General features: G+C 63.8%; 16 protein-coding genes and 1 pseudogene. 9 read left to right on the forward strand and 8 right to left on the reverse strand.

Annotated features, from left to right (window positions below):
* Positions 1-39 precede the first annotated feature (39 nt).
* Positions 40-1,110, forward strand: a complete 1,071-nt coding sequence (gene queG, locus ABMD26_RS09230) for a tRNA epoxyqueuosine(34) reductase QueG (RefSeq protein ID WP_192000721.1) — start codon at positions 40-42, stop codon at positions 1,108-1,110.
* Here queG and ABMD26_RS09235 read toward each other — a convergent pair.
* The 4 genes from ABMD26_RS09235 to ABMD26_RS09250 form a co-directional block, all read right to left on the reverse strand.
* The gene (locus tag ABMD26_RS09235) at positions 1,095-1,703 is read right to left on the reverse strand and encodes a trimeric intracellular cation channel family protein (RefSeq protein ID WP_043191159.1); all 609 of its coding nucleotides are present in this window, start codon (positions 1,701-1,703) and stop codon (positions 1,095-1,097) included. The genes queG and ABMD26_RS09235 overlap by 16 nt on opposite strands.
* Before the next feature lie 141 nt (positions 1,704-1,844).
* Positions 1,845-2,102: a hypothetical protein gene (locus ABMD26_RS09240; protein ID WP_192068083.1), complete on the reverse strand. Its 258-nt coding sequence runs from the start codon at positions 2,100-2,102 to the stop codon at positions 1,845-1,847.
* A 5-nt stretch (positions 2,103-2,107) separates the two neighbouring features.
* A complete protein-coding gene (locus ABMD26_RS09245) occupies positions 2,108-2,815 on the reverse strand; it encodes an MOSC domain-containing protein (RefSeq protein ID WP_354309168.1) in 708 nt (235 codons plus the stop codon).
* Positions 2,812-3,510: a glutamine amidotransferase gene (locus ABMD26_RS09250; protein ID WP_354309170.1), complete on the reverse strand. Its 699-nt coding sequence runs from the start codon at positions 3,508-3,510 to the stop codon at positions 2,812-2,814. Before ABMD26_RS09250 ends, ABMD26_RS09245 begins: the two co-directional genes overlap by 4 nt.
* A gap of 28 nt (positions 3,511-3,538) precedes the next feature.
* On the opposite strand from ABMD26_RS09250, the gene ABMD26_RS09255 reads away from it, so the two are divergent.
* On the forward strand, positions 3,539-4,849 hold the full coding sequence (locus ABMD26_RS09255; protein WP_320522946.1) for an aminotransferase class I/II-fold pyridoxal phosphate-dependent enzyme: 1,311 nt from the start codon (positions 3,539-3,541) through the stop codon (positions 4,847-4,849).
* 111 nt (positions 4,850-4,960) lie between these two features.
* Here ABMD26_RS09255 and orn read toward each other — a convergent pair whose 3' ends face one another.
* The gene (orn, locus tag ABMD26_RS09260; protein ID WP_320522945.1) at positions 4,961-5,503 is read right to left on the reverse strand and encodes an oligoribonuclease; all 543 of its coding nucleotides are present in this window, start codon (positions 5,501-5,503) and stop codon (positions 4,961-4,963) included.
* A gap of 96 nt (positions 5,504-5,599) precedes the next feature.
* Between orn and rsgA the strand changes: the two genes are divergently transcribed.
* On the forward strand, positions 5,600-6,631 hold the full coding sequence (gene rsgA / locus ABMD26_RS09265; protein ID WP_122744007.1) for a small ribosomal subunit biogenesis GTPase RsgA: 1,032 nt from the start codon (positions 5,600-5,602) through the stop codon (positions 6,629-6,631).
* On the opposite strand, the gene ABMD26_RS09270 is transcribed toward rsgA, so the two are convergent.
* The gene (locus tag ABMD26_RS09270; protein ID WP_354309173.1) at positions 6,625-7,545 is read right to left on the reverse strand and encodes a LysR family transcriptional regulator; all 921 of its coding nucleotides are present in this window, start codon (positions 7,543-7,545) and stop codon (positions 6,625-6,627) included. The two genes, rsgA and ABMD26_RS09270, sit on opposite strands and share 7 nt — an antisense overlap.
* Before the next feature lie 99 nt (positions 7,546-7,644).
* Here ABMD26_RS09270 and ABMD26_RS09275 point away from each other — a divergent pair, with 99 nt between their 5' ends.
* Both ABMD26_RS09275 and ABMD26_RS09280 read left to right on the forward strand, forming a co-directional pair.
* The gene (locus tag ABMD26_RS09275; protein WP_354311814.1) at positions 7,645-8,820 is read left to right on the forward strand and encodes an aspartate aminotransferase family protein; all 1,176 of its coding nucleotides are present in this window, start codon (positions 7,645-7,647) and stop codon (positions 8,818-8,820) included.
* 184 nt (positions 8,821-9,004) lie between these two features.
* Positions 9,005-9,472, forward strand: a complete 468-nt coding sequence (locus tag ABMD26_RS09280; RefSeq protein ID WP_354309175.1) for a toll/interleukin-1 receptor domain-containing protein — start codon at positions 9,005-9,007, stop codon at positions 9,470-9,472.
* Between the two features lie 13 nt (positions 9,473-9,485).
* On the opposite strand, the gene motB is transcribed toward ABMD26_RS09280, so the two are convergent.
* Positions 9,486-10,520 carry a flagellar motor protein MotB gene (motB, locus tag ABMD26_RS09285; RefSeq protein WP_354309177.1) on the reverse strand — a complete coding sequence of 345 codons (1,035 nt, stop codon included), beginning with the start codon at positions 10,518-10,520 and terminating at the stop codon, positions 9,486-9,488.
* Positions 10,521-10,523: 3 nt separating this feature from the next.
* Positions 10,524-11,376 (reverse strand): annotated as a pseudogene (gene motA, locus ABMD26_RS09290) (flagellar motor stator protein MotA).
* Positions 11,377-11,545: 169 nt separating this feature from the next.
* Here motA and ABMD26_RS09295 point away from each other — a divergent pair.
* The 4 genes from ABMD26_RS09295 (at position 11,546) to ABMD26_RS09310 (ending at position 16,773) form a co-directional block, all read left to right on the forward strand.
* On the forward strand, positions 11,546-13,066 hold the full coding sequence (locus tag ABMD26_RS09295; protein ID WP_320522942.1) for an HDOD domain-containing protein: 1,521 nt from the start codon (positions 11,546-11,548) through the stop codon (positions 13,064-13,066).
* Between the two features lie 43 nt (positions 13,067-13,109).
* Complete coding sequence (locus ABMD26_RS09300; protein ID WP_192068103.1) at positions 13,110-13,925, forward strand: rhodanese-like domain-containing protein; 816 nt, start codon at positions 13,110-13,112, stop codon at positions 13,923-13,925.
* A 9-nt stretch (positions 13,926-13,934) separates the two neighbouring features.
* Complete coding sequence (asd, locus tag ABMD26_RS09305) at positions 13,935-14,834, forward strand: archaetidylserine decarboxylase (RefSeq protein ID WP_122744001.1); 900 nt, start codon at positions 13,935-13,937, stop codon at positions 14,832-14,834.
* A 157-nt stretch (positions 14,835-14,991) separates the two neighbouring features.
* Complete coding sequence (locus ABMD26_RS09310) at positions 14,992-16,773, forward strand: cyclic-di-GMP receptor FimW-related protein (RefSeq protein WP_354309181.1); 1,782 nt, start codon at positions 14,992-14,994, stop codon at positions 16,771-16,773.
* Positions 16,774-16,775 lie beyond the last annotated feature (2 nt).

The following is a 16,775-nucleotide window of genomic DNA, read 5'->3' on the forward strand; positions in this document are numbered from 1 at the left end:
CAGAATTATACCCACCTCCGCACCGGTTTCCTCGCTCGCATGTCTGCTCCCACCATCGACCTTCCCGCCCTGGCGCTCTCCATCAAGCAATGGGGGCGCGAACTGGGTTTCCAGCAAGTCGGCATCGCCGGCCTGGACCTGGCCGAGCATGAACAACACCTGCAACGTTGGCTGGAGGCTGGCTACCATGGCGAAATGGACTACATGGCCGCCCACGGCAGCAAGCGTTCACACCCCGAGCAATTGGTACCCGGCACCTTGCGCGTCGTTTCGCTGCGCATGGACTACCTGCCTGGCGACACGCACATGGCGCAACGCCTGGCCGAGCCGGAAAAAGCCTACGTCTCGCGCTATGCCCTGGGTCGCGACTACCACAAGCTGATCCGCAAACGGGTGCAGCACCTGGCCGAGCGCATCCAGCAGGACATCGGCCCGTTCGGCTTTCGCGCCTTCGTCGACAGTGCACCGGTGCTGGAGAAAGCCATCGCGCAGGAGGCGGGGCTGGGCTGGATCGGCAAGAACACCCTGGTCCTCAACCGCAAGGCGGGCAGCTACTTCTTCCTCGCCGAACTGTTCGTCGACCTGCCGTTGCCGGTCGATGAGGCGCACGCCAGCGAACACTGCGGACGCTGCACGGCCTGCCTGGAGATCTGCCCCACCGCTGCCTTCGTCGGGCCCTATGTGCTGGACGCCCGCCGTTGCATTTCCTACCTGACCATCGAGCTCAAGGGCCCCATTCCCACGGAGTTGCGGCCGCTGATCGGCAACCGCGTGTTCGGTTGTGACGACTGCCAGATCGTCTGCCCCTGGAACCGCTTCGCCCGCCCCTCGGGCGAAGGCGATTTCCAGCCGCGGCACCAGTTGGACAACGCCGAGCTGGCCCAGCTGTTCCTGTGGGATGAAGAGCGCTTCCTGAGCAGCACCGAAGGCTCGCCCCTGCGCCGCGCCGGTTACGAGCGTTTCCTGCGCAACCTGGCAGTGGGACTGGGCAACGCGCCATCGAGCATTCCGGTACTCGAAGCTCTGAAGACGCGCCGCGAACACCCCAGCGAGCTGGTCCGCGAACACGTCGAATGGGCCCTGGCGGCCCATGCTCAACGGTCGTCGTAGACGAACTTGGGCATTTCCCAGTGGAAACGGATCGCCAACAGGCGCAGCAGGAAGCCACCGAACAAGGTGATCGACAGCGCCTGAATCGGCACCAGTTCCAGGTAGGTGCAGCCCAGAAAGCACCAGGCCGAGGCGAATGAAACGCTGGCATACAGCTCACGGCGGAACACCAGGGGAATGTCATTGCAAAGGATGTCACGCAGGATACCGCCGAACACCCCGGTGATCATGCCGCTGATGGACGCCACCAGATAATCGTGACCCAGTTCCAGCGCGGTCATGGTGCCGATCAGCGTGAACGCCACCAGCCCCAGCGCATCGAGCACCAGAAACAGCGAGCGCAAGCGGCGCATGAGCGGCGCGATGAAGATCGTGACCAACGCCGCAACACTGGTCAGCACCAGATATTCAGGGTGCTTGACCCACGTCAGCGGATAGTGCCCCAGCAACACATCGCGCATCGAACCGCCGCCCAATGCAGTCACACAGGCGATCAGCACGACACCGAACCAGTCCATCCCGCGCCGCCCTGCGGAAAGGGCACCGGTCATGGCTTCAGCGGTGATGGCGATGAGGTAGAGGGTCAGCAGCATGGGAAACGGAGCGTCAGGACAAATGAGGGTTGATCCACGCATCGCCTGCCATGAGTGCAGGCTGCGCGATCGAGCGGCATGATACCGGGCACGACCCGATGCTGTCCGCTTCATGAATGCCGGGAATGAAGGGCCGGCGTGTCATTTCTGATTGGCTGAACTGCATTCGGCGTTCAAGCGTTCGAACATGCCCTGCGCATACAGCAACCGAATCCCGTCAGGCGTGGACTCCAGCAACCGGCGCTCACCCGTCTTGCGTTGTATATCGAGGGTGTAGCCCTCGCCTTCGGGGAAGCGGCGGACTACATCTGCCAATGCATGTTCGGCAGCGGCATGCTCGATATCGAACTGGCACCAGTACGCCCGGTGCAATTGAACGATGACGCGAAAGTGCTGCATGGTTTCTATTCTCCTGACGAGGGGCCCAGCACTCGGCTGGCCCAGTTCTCGATCTGGCCCGTTGCCAGGCGTCGCTCCACCAGTGCGCGCCAGGAAGGGACGAGCGGCAACTGCGCGAATTGGCTCAATTCATCGAAGTCCAGCGAGCGCTCGTACAACAGTGCGATGACTTTGCGCAGTGGCCACCGAGGGATTGGGCGATCCTGAAGCACGATGGGGTCGCCTGCCTGCAGGACACCGCTTTCGAGCACCCGGTAATACCAGCCGGTCATCGCACTGGCTTGCATGCGCAAGGCCATATCGCTCACTTCGAAGCGATCGTTGAGCTTCCAGCAATGCTGCCGGGTCTGGCTGACTTCCAGCAACACGCTGCCACATCGAAAGATGTCGCCCAGGCACACCTGGGTTTCGTCTACACCGACAGTCGACAGGTTCTCGCCGAATGCACCTGGCTGTGACAGGCGTGGATGCTCGCCGATGAGCCGCGTCCATGCGTGGTAGTGCTCGAACGGATAATGGTGAATGGCTTTGTCGGAGCCGCCGTGAATGCGGCGATCCCCCTGCTCATCGCCCATGATTCCCAGTGTTCCCACTTCAACCGGCCCGGGGAGCGGCACCTTGTCGATGCAGGTGAAACTGCCTGGGCGCGTGAAGGGGCGCGACGTGCCGGCGAGCACGTGCCGCAATTCGATGGTGGGCAGCTCCTCACTCATCGCAGCCGTGCCAGCCAGTCGGTCAGGATCACGCTGGCTACCTGTGCGCCTGTGCAGCCTAGTGCCTGCGCCTGGGCACGCAGTTCGCGGGGGTCGATACGCTGCTGATGCAGCTCGTTGGCATGGCCGACCAGCCATGCTTCGAGCATCTGCGGTGCCACCTCGAGATGAAATTGCAAGGCCAGGACGTGATTGCCCAGGCTGAACGCCTGATGGGGACAGGCGTCGGTGGCGGCGAGCGCCACGGCCTGAGCGGGGATGTCGAACTGATCGCCGTGCCAGTGCAACACGGGGGTTCGCTGTGCCAAAGGCGCGAGGACAGAGTTGCGTCCGGCGTTGGTCAACGTGATGGGGCCGAAACCGATTTCCTTGTGTCCCATGGCAGCGACGCCCGCACCCAGGGCGCGGGCGATCAGCTGTGCGCCCAGGCAGATACCCAACAAAGGTTTGCCGCTTTCCAGGCGTTGGCGAATGAGTTCGAGCTCGTCCAGCAGGAATGGGTACAGCGCCTCATCGAAAGCGCCGATGGGCCCGCCCAGAATGATCAACAGGTCTGCCGATTTCACATCGAGAGACGCCAGCGGGTGCAGGGGCGCCTCTATCATTTCGATTTCATACCCCTCGGCTTCCAGCACCGGGGCCAGACTGCCCAGGTCTTCGAAGGCGAGATGCCGCACTACCAACGCACTTTTCATTTCTGTACCAATACAATAATATGAATGTATGAATACATTATTGACGAATGCGTCCACTGCCGTCGAGATCGCGGAGGCCATCGAGCGGCAGATACGCCAAGGTGATTTGCTTCAAAACGCTTCGCTGCCTTCGGTGCGCGACCTGGCCGTGCAGCTCAAGGTCAGCCCAAATACCGTTGCGGCGGCGTACAGAAGGTTGCGTGACAGCGGCATCGTGGTGACCGACGGGCGTCGCGGGACTCGGGTCAGCGCGCCGACTTCTGAAATTGTCGAGTACGGCTTCGTGCTTCCCGAAGGACTGTACGACATGGCCAGCGGCAACCTTGATGCCACGCTGCTGCCAGCGCCCGATCCCGAATGGCTGCTGCGCAACGTCACACAGAGTGGTTTCGACCAGTTCGGCGATGACCCGCAGTTGTCGAGCCTGGCCCGCGAATGGCTCGACAGCCAGCAACTGCCCAGCGAGCACGTAGGTGTGTATTGCGGCGCGCTGGATGCGGTCGAGAGAGCGTTGCGTGCGCGCTGCCGCCCTGGCGCCACGGTGCTGATCGAAGACCCATGCTGGCCACCGTTGCGCGACCTGCTGACCGGACTACAGCTCAAGCCAGGGGAATTGAGCATGGACGAGCATGGCGCGCTGGCCCCGGCGCCGGAGGTGCTGCGTGGTGCGGCGGCCGTGGTACTGACGCCCCGTGCACAGAACCCGACCGGCTGCTCGTTCGATACCCCGCGCTGGCGGCAATGGTCAGCGGTCCTGCAGGACGCACCGCACACCCTGCTGGTGATCGACGATCATTGGGGACCGTTGAGCCAGGCTCCGGCCATCGACCTGCAACCGCTGCCGCAGCATTGGCTCTATGTGCTGTCGACCAGCAAATTCATAGGGCCCGACCTGCGCGTCTCGATTGCGGGCGCCAGCGCGTCCTTGCATGGCGAGATGCAACGCCAGCAGCGAGTCGGCCCGCGCTGGGTCAGCCTGCTGCTGCAGCGACTGACCGCCCATCTGTGGAGCAGGATGTTGGAAGCGGGCCGCTTGACGGAAGTGGGTGCGGCCTATCGAAGCCGTCGACAATCGCTGGTCGAGGCACTCGAACCCAAGGGTGTGAGCCTGTCCCGCTCAGGCGAAGGCCTGCACCTGTGGCTACCGGTCATTGACGAAATATCGACGGTGCAGGCCCTGGCTTCTACTGGTTGGGCGGTCCAGGCAGGCAGTGCGTTTCGATTGCAGAGTGGGCCGGCGGTGCGCGTCAGTGTCGGTAATCTAGCTCAGGCCGATATCGCGCGACTGGCTGCCGATATCGCCAGTGCATTGCAGGCACCGCGGCGTCGGGTGTATTGAGGGAGGTTGGCTTGAGGGCCTCTTCGCGGGCAGAGCCCGCTCCCACATCGGCCTGTTCGCGGGCGGAGGGACCGCCGCCCGCTTCGTTTCCGCTGCAGGGCTTTCCGGGCGTCAGAACTTGATGAAGTGCTTGCGGTAGTGCTGCAGTTCGGCGATCGATTCGCGGATGTCGTCCAGGGCCAGGTGGGTACTGCCCTTCTTGAAGCTGTCCTTGACCTCGGGGGCCCAGCGTGCGGCCAGTTCCTTGAGGGTCGAGACGTCGAGGTTGCGGTAGTGGAAATAGTTTTCCAGCTCACGCATGTGGCGGTAGAGGAAGCGGCGATCCTGGCAGATGCTATTGCCGCAGATCGGCGACTTGCCCTTGGGCACCCACTGCTCCAGAAAGGCGATGGTCTGTGCTTCGGCCTGGGCCATGTTGACGGTGCTTTCGCGCACCCGCTGGGTCAGGCCCGAGCCGCCGTGTTGGCGGGTGTTCCACTCGTCCATGCCGGCCAGGATCTCGTCGCTCTGGTGGATGGCGATGACCGGGCCTTCGGCCAGGGTATTGAGGTCGCTGTCGGTGACGATGGTGGCCATTTCGATGATGACGTCGTGGTCCGGGTCCAGACCGGTCATTTCCAGGTCGATCCAGATCAGGTTCTGTGGGTTCTGCATTGGGGGTCTCCTCGGCGTAGCTGCGCAGTCTAGCGTAGCCGGGCGTGCTAGTATCCCGCCTTCGTTCACGCTTGAACTCATTTACACGGAACACACATGGCCAAACGCCAACTGAACCGCCGCCAGAACTGGCGCATCGAAAAAATCCAGGGCGAGCGCGCCGCACGCGCTGCCAAGCGCGAGTCCCAGGCCCTGGAGACCCTCGAAGGCGGCGATCTGGGCCCAGAGCAGACAGGACTGGTCATCGCCCACTTCGGTGTTCAGGTGGAAGTCGAGGCACTGGAAGGCGAACACGCCGGTCAGGTCTGCCGTTGCTATCTGCGGGCCAACCTGCCCTCGCTGGTCACCGGCGACAAGGTGGTCTGGCGCGCCGGCAACCAAGGCATCGGGGTCATCGTCGCGCAGCTGCCGCGCAGCACCGAACTGTGCCGTCCCGACAGCCGCGGGCAGCTCAAGCCGGTCGCAGCCAACGTCGATCTGATCGTCATCGTGTTCGCGCCCATGCCCGAACCCCATGCCAACCTGATCGACCGCTACCTGGTGGCCGCCGAACACGCCGGCATCCATCCCCTGTTGCTGCTGAACAAGGCCGATCTGATCGACGAGCAGAACGCACCCGCGCTCAACGCGCTGCTGGCGGTCTATCGGCAGTTGGGTTATCCGTTGCTGGAAGTGTCGGCGCACCACGGTGATGGCATGCAGCAGTTGCAGGCACGTCTGGACGGCCACATCAGCGTGTTCGTCGGTCAGTCGGGCGTGGGCAAGTCGTCGCTGGTCAACAGCCTGCTGCCCGAGGTGCAGGCGCGGGTGGGTGCGCTGTCGGAATGGTCCGGCCAGGGCACGCACACCACCACTACCGCGCGCTTGTTCCACTTCCCGGGCGGCGGCGAACTGATCGACTCACCCGGTATCCGCGAATTCGGCCTGGGCCACGTCAGCCGGGCGGATGTCGAGGCCGGCTTCATCGAGTTCGCCGACCTGCTGGGCACCTGCCGTTTCCGCGACTGCAAGCACGACCGCGAACCGGGTTGCGCCCTGCTCGGGGCGCTGGAAGATGGCCGGGTGCAGCAACAGCGCATGAACAGCTACCGCTCGATCATCGCCAGCCTGACCCAGGACACCTACTGACCGGTGCTGTCCTGCGGCCCCAGCGCCTGGACGATGTAGTCCACGAAGGCGCGCAGTTTCGGCGAACGGTAGCGCGCCTGTGGATAAAGCAGGTGCATGGGTCTGCCGGGCAGTGCGTATCGAGCCAGCACCTGGACCAGCTTCCCCTCTTCCAGGTCACGGCGCACCAGCACATCAGGGAGCATGACCAGGCCCATGCCCGCCAGGGCGGCCTGACGCAGTCCCGCGCTGCTGTTGGTGACCAGTCGCCCTTGCACCTCGACGCCAATCGATCCATCCGGCCCCTGCATGGACCAACGTTTCTGCGTCCCGCGCCACTCATCGCCCGGGTTGTACATGAATTGCAGACACTCATGCGCAGCCAACTCCTCGGGATCGCAAGGCGTGCCATGGCGACGCAGGTAGTCCGGGGACGCACAGATACTCAATCGATAGTCGTCCAGCGGACGGGCGATCAAGGTCGAGGGTTCGAGATTGCCCAGCCGTAGTGCGGCGTCGAACTGACCGTCGAGCATGTCGTGTATTTGGTCGCTGAGGCTGAGACTGACGCTGATCTGTGGATAACGCTGGAGAAATCCCGCCAGTGCAGGGGCGAGGCACTCGGCGCCGAAGGTCGGCGGTGCGGTGATGCGTAACAGTCCCTGCGCAGTGCCTTGGGCGCGTTCGGCCCAGCGCTCCGAATCGGCGACCAGCCCCAGTACTTCAAGACAACGCTGATAGTAGGCGTGCCCGGCGTCGGTCACCTGCTGGCGGCGCGTGGTGCGCAGCAACAGGCTCACGCCCAGACGCTGCTCCAGTGCCTGCAAGTGGTTGCTGACCATGGTCGTGGACAGATCGCACGCCTTGGCCGCTGCAGTCATGGTGCCCAGCTCCACCACTTTTACGTACACCTGCATCGCCTGGAACAGGTCCATTATCAACTCCGGGTGAAAGGTGCATCCAGCTTAACGCCATTTATCCACCTGGGGTTGAAAGGAATACTGCGCATTCATTTCACCGCCGAGACTTCCATGATGAGAGCAAGCCACCTGATGCCCACTTATCAACCGCTGCCGCTGACGTTCAGCCATGGTCGCGGCACTCGCCTGTGGGATATTGCCGGTCGCGAGTACCTGGATGCGCTGGCCGGGGTGGCGGTGACCAACGTGGGGCATAGCCATCCGGAGGTGGTGGCCGCCATCGTCGAGCAGGCCGGGCTGTTGCTGCACACCTCCAACCTGTACGCCATCGACTGGCAACAGCGGCTGGGCGCGAAGCTGGCCGAGAAGTCCGGTCTCGCCCTGGCGTTCTTCAACAATTCCGGCGCGGAAGCGAACGAGACCGCGTTGAAGCTGGCCCGTTTGCATGGCCATAGCCGCGGTATCGCCAAGCCCCTGGTGGTGGTCATGGACAACGCCTTTCACGGCCGCACCCTGGCCACGCTAGCGGCCAGTGACGGCGCGCACCTGAGCGCCGGCCTGGGCCAACTGCCTGGAGACTGCATCAGGATTCCCTTCGGCGATCTGGATGCGCTGGCCACTGTCACCCAGGCATTCGGCCAGCGCATCGTGGCGGTGCTGCTCGAGCCGATCCAGGGCGAAAGCGGTGTGCACGTCGCCTCGACATCCTACCTGCGGGCCTTGCGCGAGCATTGCGACAGTCACGGCTGGTTGTTGATGCTCGATGAGATCCAGACCGGCATCGGCCGCACTGGTCAATGGTTTGCCTACCAGCATGCCGACATCCAGCCCGATGTGGTCACTCTGGCCAAGGCCTTGGCCAATGGCGTTCCGATCGGTGCGTGCCTGGCCACCGAGGCCGTGGGACGCCTGTTCCAGCCCGGTGGCCACGGCAGCACCTTTGGCGGCAACCCCTTGGCGTGCCGGGTCGGTTGCACGGTGCTCGACATCATCGAGCGCGAGCAACTGCTGGATAACGCCGCGCGCCAGGGGCATGCGCTGCTCGAACGGCTCCGTAGCGAAGTGGGAAGCATGCCTGGCGTCAAAGCCGTCCGGGGCCTGGGCCTGATGATCGGTGTGGAGCTGGACCGGCCCTGCCGCGAGCTGATGCAGCGGGCCGCAGAAGAGCATGGCCTGCTGATCAACGTGACCCGCGGCACCACCATTCGGCTGCTGCCACCCCTGACCCTGACCCATGCCGAAGTGGAGCGCATCGTAGGCACCGTGCGTGCGCTGGTGCACACGCTATAGGCTTCGTCTGTAAGGATAATTACCGGCAGCAGTAGGGTTTGTCTCTTTTCGATGACATCCCTTGCCGCTTAAACGGCATTGAACAATCTTTCAGCCTTCAGCACCCACGATGAAGGCTTTCCATGTCCCACCTGCCCGTTGCTTGCCTGCGACTTGCTCAATTCATTGCCGGCGGACCTGGGCGATGAGCGTGTTCATTGGCTATCAGCATGTCGATCTACCCCAGGCCTTGCGGATCAGGAAATACTTGCGCAGGGCCGGGATCGAGGTGGGCATGGACGTGATGGACTTCGATTCGTTGACCACGCTGCACGTCACCGAAACGCTCACTGCGCATATCCGCGAATGCACCCACGTGATCCTGATGATCTCGCACTGCAGCGCGCGGCGCTGGTGGATACCGTTCTGCATCGGCGAGGCCACCTCGTGGGATCGGCGCCTGTGCCTGTATCGGCTGGGCGATCAGGCACTGCCCGAATACCTGGCGCATTGGCCGACCCTGACGCGCCCGCAGCAGCTGGACTTCCTCATCGAGGCCTATCACCGCGAGGCGGCCATGCGCCTGCCGACCGGCCAGCGCGAGACGCCGCGGCCGGTGCAAGCGCGAGATATCCACAGGGGCCTGCGCGAACGCATCGGCCGGGGTTTCTGACAGGCTTTTCGTCTCAGGGCGCAGGCTTGCCCGGCTTGCCCGGCTCGACCAGCTTGGCCGAGCCGTCTTCGAACAGGTTCAGGCGCTGCCGCAGTTCGCGCGGCTGCACCGGTGCGCTGGGGTCGCCGATCGAAGCGCCTGGTGGCGCAGCACTGGGGGCCGTACCGGGATTGGGCGCTTCCAATGCCGGCTGATCACCTTCGATGTCGCGCTGGGCCTTTTTGGTCAGCACCACGATGTCGATGCGGCGATTGATGGAGTTCAGCGGATCCTTGCGGTCGAACAGTGACGATGAACCATAGCCGACCACGCGAGCGATCTGATCCTCCGGATAGCTGCCCGCCACCAGGGCCCGGCGCGCGGCATTGGCGCGGTTGGACGACAGCTCCCAGTTGCCGAAGCCGCCCGACGCACTGCCGGCGTAGGGCTTGGCGTCGGTATGGCCGCTGATGCTGATCTTGTTCGGCACCGCCTTGATGGTGTCGGCCATGGCCAGCAGGATGTCCTCGAAATAAGGCTTGAGCCGCGCACTGCCCAGGTCGAACATCGGCCGGTTCTCGGCATCGGTGATCTGGATGCGCAAGCCGTCCTGCGTGATTTCGAAAAGGATCTGGTCCTTGAATTTCTGCAGCTGGGGATTTTCGTCGACCTTGTTCTGCAGCTCCTGCAACAGCAGTTCCAGGCGTTCCTTCTCGACCTGCTCAGCCACTTGCTGGGCCTGTTCGGCTTCCACCTGGTTCGAGGTTTCGGGCTTGGGCGGCGAGACCTCGACGTCCGGATTCAGGGTTTTCTCGGGCGAGAGCTGCGGAGAGCCGCCCAGGTCGATGACATAGGGCGTGCCGCTTTCGGAGAAGCCGATCGGGTCCTTGAAGTAACCGGCAATGGCGATCTTCTGCTCGGGTGTGGCGTTGGACAACAGCCAGAGCACCAGGAAAAACGCCATCATCGCCGTCGCGAAGTCGGCGAAGGCGATCTTCCAGGCGCCACCGTGGTGGCCGCCGCCAAAGCGCTTGACCCGCTTGACGATGATGGGCTGGTTGTTTTCCATGAATCAGCGCCCGCGTACGGCTTGTTCGAGTTCGGCGAAGCTTGGACGGTGCGCCGGGTACAACACCTTGCGACCGAACTCCACGGCCAGCGATGGCGGCATGCCCGAGGCCGAAGCCACCAGCGACGCCTTGATGGCTTCGTAGACGTTCAGCTCTTCCTTGGCATCGTGGCCCAGGCAGGTCGCCAGCGGGCCGAAGAAGCCGTAGGCCGCCAGAATCCCCAGGAACCGTACCGACCAGTGCAGCGCCGACGTGGCCGCCGATCGCCGCCTTGTCGCCGTCACCCAGCGACGCCATGGTCACCACGATGCCCAATACCGCCGCAACGATACCGAAACCGGGCAGCGCATCGGCGATACCGGTCACGGCGTGGGACGGATGCTCGAGCTCTTCCTTCATGCTCAGCAGTTCCATGTCGAACAGGCCTTCGAGTTCGTGCGGCGCCATGTTGCCCGACGACATGATGCGCAGGTAATCGCAGATGAACGCGATCATCTGCTCGTCCTTGAGGATGGTGGGGTACTTGGCGAAGATCGGGCTGGCGGCGACGTCTTCGATGTCGGCCTCGATGGACATCATGCCCTCGCGACGACTCTTGTTGAGAATCTCGAACAGCAGGCTCAGCACTTCCAGATAGTAGGCATGGCTGAAGCGCGACTTGAACATCTTCAACGACTTCTTCAGCACGATCATGGTCGTGCTGCCGGGGTTGGCCTGCAGAAACGCGCCCAAGGCCGCACCGCCGATGATCATCACCTCGAAGGGTTGGACCAGGGCGGCCAGTTGACCATGTGAAAGAACGTATCCGCCCAGCACGCTCGCGAACACGACAATGATGCCAATGATTTTAGCCATGGATAAAAAACACTTCAGAAGTCGGGTTCAGGGACGAAAAAGGTGGTGTGGAATCTGTTGTTCTCCTTATCGGCAGAACTGCGCCAGACTATAGGCAGCGGTTTTCAAAAGCCAGTTTGGTCCGTTCGTGTAGTCGGCCTGCATTCAGGCATGCATCAGGATAAGCATAGTGTCCAACGCCAAGCCCCAAACTCTAGACACCTGGCTCGCACTGCTCGACGGCGTGCGCCTGCCGATTCCCAAGCTGTACCACGACAAGGTTCGCGCCGCGATCAAGGATCGGCGCCGCTCGCTGCGCGACATCGCCGACCTGATGCAGCACAGCCCGGCACTGGTGCTCAGCGTGATGCGCGAAGCCAACCGGCATGCCAGCAACAGCCTGGCGGAGCCGGCGGAAAGCCTCGAAGTGGCGCTGAACCGGCTGGGCCTGTCACGGGCCGAAGAGTTGCTGATGCGCCTGCCCGCCCAGGAGCCGCAGCAGATGCCCCTGACCTTGCGCCAGCTGCAGATGATCAGCCAGCACGCCAGCCAGCAGGCCAATGGTCTGTTCGCCGCAAGGCTGGCGCGGCTGTGGCACGAAATCCACTGGGGCAGCCTGCTGTTTCTTTCGCCGCTGTGGCCGTTGGCGGCGACCTACCCCGAGCTGCTCGATGAATGGCAGCGGCGCGTCACCGGTGAAGGCGAAGCGGCGGTCAAGGTCGAGCAGGAGCTTTTCGGTGTGCCGTTGCTGGTGCTGTGTCAGGCACTGGCGCAGAAATGGCGCCTGCCCGCCTGGGTGCTGCATGGCTATCGGCTGCTGCTGGAGGAGCGTCGGGCGCTGGTGCAGGCGCTGCACATTGCCCGCGACAATCAGCATCGCTTGCGCCAGCAACAGCAGTTGGACGACGAGCCGGCGTTGCGGCGCTGGTTGAACCAGCCTGCCAACACCATTCTGATGGCCAACGGCCTGGCCCTGGCCGCGCAACAGGGCTGGTTCACGCCTCACCTGCAGCGCTGGCAGTACCTGAGCTGCCTGTACCTGCAAGTGCCGCTGGAACAGGTTCAACAGCAGGTCCATCACCATGCGGTGCACAGTGCCCGGGTGCACTGCGCCGCCGACCTGTGGCATCCGGCACGCAACCTGCTGTGGCCACCGCCACAAAGGGGTCCAGCGCCCGACACCGATCCAGCCCCGCCACCGAGCGAAGAGGCGCTGGCGCATTGGCGGCAGCTGTGCACGCAACTGCTGACCACGCCGACGCCGTTCAACAATGCCTTGCACCTGACCACTTGCGCGCGCGATGCCCTGCTGGCGTGCGGCATGCAACGCGTGCTGCTGCTGATGGTCGACCGCAACCACGGCAGCCTGCGCGTGCATCAAAGTGCCGGGCTGCCCAAGGAAGTCGCGGCCCTGAGCCTGGGCATCGAGCACAACGGCTTGCTGCAGCGACTGCTCGCGCAACCGACGCAACTGCGCATGGGCACCGCCAACAGCGCGCAGTTGCAGGCCCTGTTGCCGGCGACCCTGCGCGCGCTGTTCCGCGGTGAGCACCTGCTGCTGCGCTCGCTGGGTGTCGATGGGCGAGTGCATACGCTGCTGGTGGCCGACCAGGGCGGGCGTCCGTTCTCCGAGATCAGCGTGCAGGGCTTCGGCAAGAGTGCGCAGTGCATCGAGCGCGCCCTGGACACCTTTACCAACCGCAGCCGCTGAGGCTTGCGCTACAATCGCCGTTCCGTTTCGTCTGGAGACCCGAATGCCTGACTTTTCCGGCCTGCCCCTGGTGATCGAGCCCGATGAGCTGAACGCCCGGCTCGATGCCGCCAACCTGATCGTGGTCGACTTGACCAGCGCAGCACGCTACGCGTCCGGGCACATTCGCGGGGCGCATTTCGTCGATCCCAAGCGTACCCAGCTGGGCCAGCCGCCGGCGCCGGGGCTGCTGCCTGGATTGTCGTCCCTGGAACAGCTGTTCGGCGAGCTGGGGCATACGCCCCAGGCGACGTACGTGGTCTACGACGACGAAGGCGGCGGCTGGGCCGGGCGCTTCATCTGGCTGCTCGACGTCATCGGCCATTCACGCTATCACTACCTCGACGGCGGCATCCTGGCCTGGGAGGCCGCCGGCCTGCCGCTGAGCCAGGACACCCCGGCCAGCGCGGGCGGCCCGGTACCGCTCACCCTGCACGACGAGCCCATCGCCACCCGCGAGTATCTGCAAAGCCGTCTGGGCGCCGCCGACCTGGCCATCTGGGATGCCCGCGGCCCGCAGGAATACACCGGTGAAAAGGTGCTGGCAGCCAAGGCAGGGCACATTCCCGGTGCAATCAACCTGGAGTGGACCGCGGCCATGGATCCGGCGCGTCAGTTGCGCATTCGCAGCGACGTCGCACCGCTGCTCGATGGCCTGGGTATCACCGCCGACAAGGAAATCATCACGCACTGCCAGACACATCACCGCTCTGGTTTCACCTATCTGGTGGCCAAGGCGCTGGGCTATCCACGCGTCAAGGGCTATGCCGGTTCCTGGGGCGAATGGGGCAACCACCCCGACACCCCTATCGAAGTTTAAGGACACCCAATGAAAGATCGCTTGTTCATCATCAGTCAGTACCTGCTGCCCCATCACCTGCTCTCGCGCCTGGCCGGCTGTGTGGCCGAATGTCGCTCGCGCTGGTTCAAGGATGCGTTCACCCGCTGGTTCGCCAAGCGCTACGACGTCGACATGTCCCTGGCCGAGGTCGAGGACCTGAGCGCCTACGAGAATTTCAACGCGTTCTTCACCCGCGCCTTGAAGCCGGACGCGCGTCCCCTGGACCCGACGCCCGGCGCAGTGCTTTGCCCGGCCGACGGCGCCATCAGCCAGCTGGGCACCATCGAGCACGGCCGCATCTTCCAGGCCAAGGGCCACAGCTTCAGCGTGCTCGAACTGCTGGGCGGCGATCCTGCCAACGCAGCGCCCTTCATGGGGGGCAAGTTCGCCACCATCTACCTGTCGCCACGGGACTACCATCGAGTGCACATGCCGCTGGCCGGCACCCTGCGCGAAATGATCTATGTGCCAGGGCGTATCTTCTCGGTCAACCAGACCACCGCCGAGAACGTCCCCGAGCTGTTCGCGCGCAACGAGCGCGTGGTGTGCATCTTCGACACCGAGCGTGGGCCGATGGCCATGGTGCTGGTGGGTGCGATGATCGTCGCCTCGATCGAAACCGTCTGGGCCGGCCTGGTAACGCCGCCCAAGCGCGAACTCAAGACCTTTCGCTACGACGAAGCGGCACGGGCGCCGATCCATCTGGAAAAAGGTGCCGAAATGGGCCGTTTCAAGCTGGGTTCGACCGTGGTCATGCTGTTCGGCCCGGAACAGGTCGAGTGGGCTCACCACCTGGCCAACCTGTCGCCCGTGAACATGGGGCAAGGCCTGGGGCGCCCGGCCATTGCGCAGGACGTGGCACCAGCGACACCTTCGACTGTCATCTGAGCCGATTGCGGCTGGCACGGCGCAGCCTCGGCGACATCGAGGCTGCGACCGTTATCCAATGCTGTTAGAGTCTTTGCATACGGCCAAATGAATGGCCTGTCTTTTGTCATCGGTCACGCTGTTGCACGATGACCTGAGTCGAACCAGGAAATGACCGATGTCGCCACGCCCCCATCTGTTGTTGCGCGCTCCGACGCCATCGCAGTTGAGCCTGACCTTCTGCGAAGCGACCCCGCGCGACCTCAAACGCTGGATTGCCACGCTGCCCAAGGCCAATCTGGGGGAAACCGCCCGGTTGCTGTACCAGGGCCTGGGCGAGCTCAACCAGCTGCTCACGCCCAGCGACAATCGCCTGCAACTGCTCGAGCTGCTCAGGCCCGAGGTGTATTTCGTCTGCAAGCACCTGGAACGACATTTCCTCAACCAGTCCATTGTGCTCGACGAACGTTCGCGCAAGGTCGCCAACCTGTGCCAGGCCCTGCAGAACCATCTGGCGATCGGCTACAAGCAGATCGTGCTGCGTATCTCCGCAACCGCGGCCAAGGATCGTGTTGCCAAGGAGCGGGCCACCCTTCTGGCGACCGCTGCACAGCGTGCCCTGCACTGCCTGAACGGGCCTGTGCTGCGCGCCAGTCTGCTGTACTGTCCGGTGCCCGATGGAGTCTGGCTGGAATTGCATCAGTTGTATCAGGCAGCCCTGGCGCATCAGTTGCAGAACGTTCCCATCAACGATCCGCTGACTCCCCCAGGCCACAGCTCGACCGTTCAGCAAAGCTATGCCGCCTCGTTGCTGCTGGGCAGCTCTCGCTGCAACCAGATGCGTCAGCAGGCGATCCTGCGTCTGGCCGAAGTGCTGGATGCGTGGAGCCCCCTGGTCCGTGTGCAGCCGGCCAGCCTGGCTTCGAGCCTGTTCGCTATAGCGCCCGATGAAGACAGCGGGCCTCGCTACAAGACTCTGTATGGCGACGATCAACTGCCGCACCTGGTCGGGCTCGACCCGAGCGACCTGGTTCAGGCCATCAAGGCCTACCTGGACCTGCCGGTCGAACAGCGCACCCAGTCGCGCCTGATCCCCAGCAACTTCAGTATCGATCTGCTCCAGCACGTGGCCGCCGCCTGGGGCGATGTGGCGGAACGCACTTTTACTCGAACGCCCGGCCAGGGCAACCTGAGCCTGTGCATCGGCATGAGCGCGTTGCATTACTACATTGGCGGCGAGCGCTCCTTCAGCGAGATCCTCAAGCGCCCTGGCCCTTCGCAGAGCGCACAGTTCGTGCCGGGCGCTGCCACGCAATCGTGGAGCAGGCCGACCGAAGGCGATCGCCACGGCGACTACGAGGAGATCCAGTACGACCTGCCGCGCGGCGACGGCAGCAGCGCTGGCAGTGCCTCCAATCACGATCAGCACTTCCCGACCTATGCCCTGCAGATCGTCAATCACAGCCCCGGTGGCTACTGCCTGGCGTGGCCTAGGGAGGTTCCGCCGCAACTGCAGGCCGGTGAGATGGTCGGCATCCAGGACACCCAGGCCCAGGGCTGGAGCGTGGCCGTGGTGCGCTGGATTCGCCAGGTGCGCAGTGGCGGCACGCAGATGGGCATCGAGCTGGTGGCACCGCACGCCCAGCCGTGCGGCCTGCAACTGGTGCGCGTCAGCGAGCAGAACAGCCAGTTCCTGCGCGGCCTGCTGCTGCCGGAGATTCGCGCCATCGACATTCCCGCCTCCCTGCTCGCCCCGCGCATGCCTTTTCAGGAGGGCAACAAGGTCATCATCAACAACCAGGGTGAAGAACAGCCTGCGGGCCTGGGCACGCGGATGGCCGGCACCGGCAGTTTCAACCAGTTCGAATACCACCTGCTGGAGGTTGCCAAACCGGTGTCGACCGGTGCCGAGGATGTGGCGCCCGAAGAAGACTTCGCTTCGCTGTGGAAAGATCTGTAGAC

Source organism: Pseudomonas sp. PvP001, from assembly GCF_040546375.1.
In the GTDB taxonomy this organism is placed as follows: Bacteria; Pseudomonadota; Gammaproteobacteria; order Pseudomonadales; family Pseudomonadaceae; genus Aquipseudomonas; species Aquipseudomonas coleopterorum.

Excerpts from the sequence above, each read along its gene's own strand:
- queG (WP_192000721.1), top strand. The coding sequence starts at position 40 with ATGTCTGCTCCCACCATCGACCTTCCCGCCCTGGCGCTCTCCATCAAG.
- ABMD26_RS09235 (WP_043191159.1), bottom strand. The coding sequence starts at position 1,703 with ATGCTGCTGACCCTCTACCTCATCGCCATCACCGCTGAAGCCATGACC.
- ABMD26_RS09240 (WP_192068083.1), bottom strand. The coding sequence starts at position 2,102 with ATGCAGCACTTTCGCGTCATCGTTCAATTGCACCGGGCGTACTGGTGC.
- ABMD26_RS09245 (WP_354309168.1), bottom strand. The coding sequence starts at position 2,815 with ATGAGTGAGGAGCTGCCCACCATCGAATTGCGGCACGTGCTCGCCGGC.
- ABMD26_RS09250 (WP_354309170.1), bottom strand. The coding sequence starts at position 3,510 with ATGAAAAGTGCGTTGGTAGTGCGGCATCTCGCCTTCGAAGACCTGGGC.
- ABMD26_RS09255 (WP_320522946.1), top strand. The coding sequence starts at position 3,539 with ATGAATACATTATTGACGAATGCGTCCACTGCCGTCGAGATCGCGGAG.
- orn (WP_320522945.1), bottom strand. The coding sequence starts at position 5,503 with ATGCAGAACCCACAGAACCTGATCTGGATCGACCTGGAAATGACCGGT.
- rsgA (WP_122744007.1), top strand. The coding sequence starts at position 5,600 with ATGGCCAAACGCCAACTGAACCGCCGCCAGAACTGGCGCATCGAAAAA.
- ABMD26_RS09270 (WP_354309173.1), bottom strand. The coding sequence starts at position 7,545 with ATGGACCTGTTCCAGGCGATGCAGGTGTACGTAAAAGTGGTGGAGCTG.
- ABMD26_RS09275 (WP_354311814.1), top strand. The coding sequence starts at position 7,645 with ATGAGAGCAAGCCACCTGATGCCCACTTATCAACCGCTGCCGCTGACG.
- ABMD26_RS09280 (WP_354309175.1), top strand. The coding sequence starts at position 9,005 with ATGAGCGTGTTCATTGGCTATCAGCATGTCGATCTACCCCAGGCCTTG.
- motB (WP_354309177.1), bottom strand. The coding sequence starts at position 10,520 with ATGGAAAACAACCAGCCCATCATCGTCAAGCGGGTCAAGCGCTTTGGC.
- ABMD26_RS09300 (WP_192068103.1), top strand. The coding sequence starts at position 13,110 with ATGCCTGACTTTTCCGGCCTGCCCCTGGTGATCGAGCCCGATGAGCTG.
- asd (WP_122744001.1), top strand. The coding sequence starts at position 13,935 with ATGAAAGATCGCTTGTTCATCATCAGTCAGTACCTGCTGCCCCATCAC.
- ABMD26_RS09310 (WP_354309181.1), top strand. The coding sequence starts at position 14,992 with ATGTCGCCACGCCCCCATCTGTTGTTGCGCGCTCCGACGCCATCGCAG.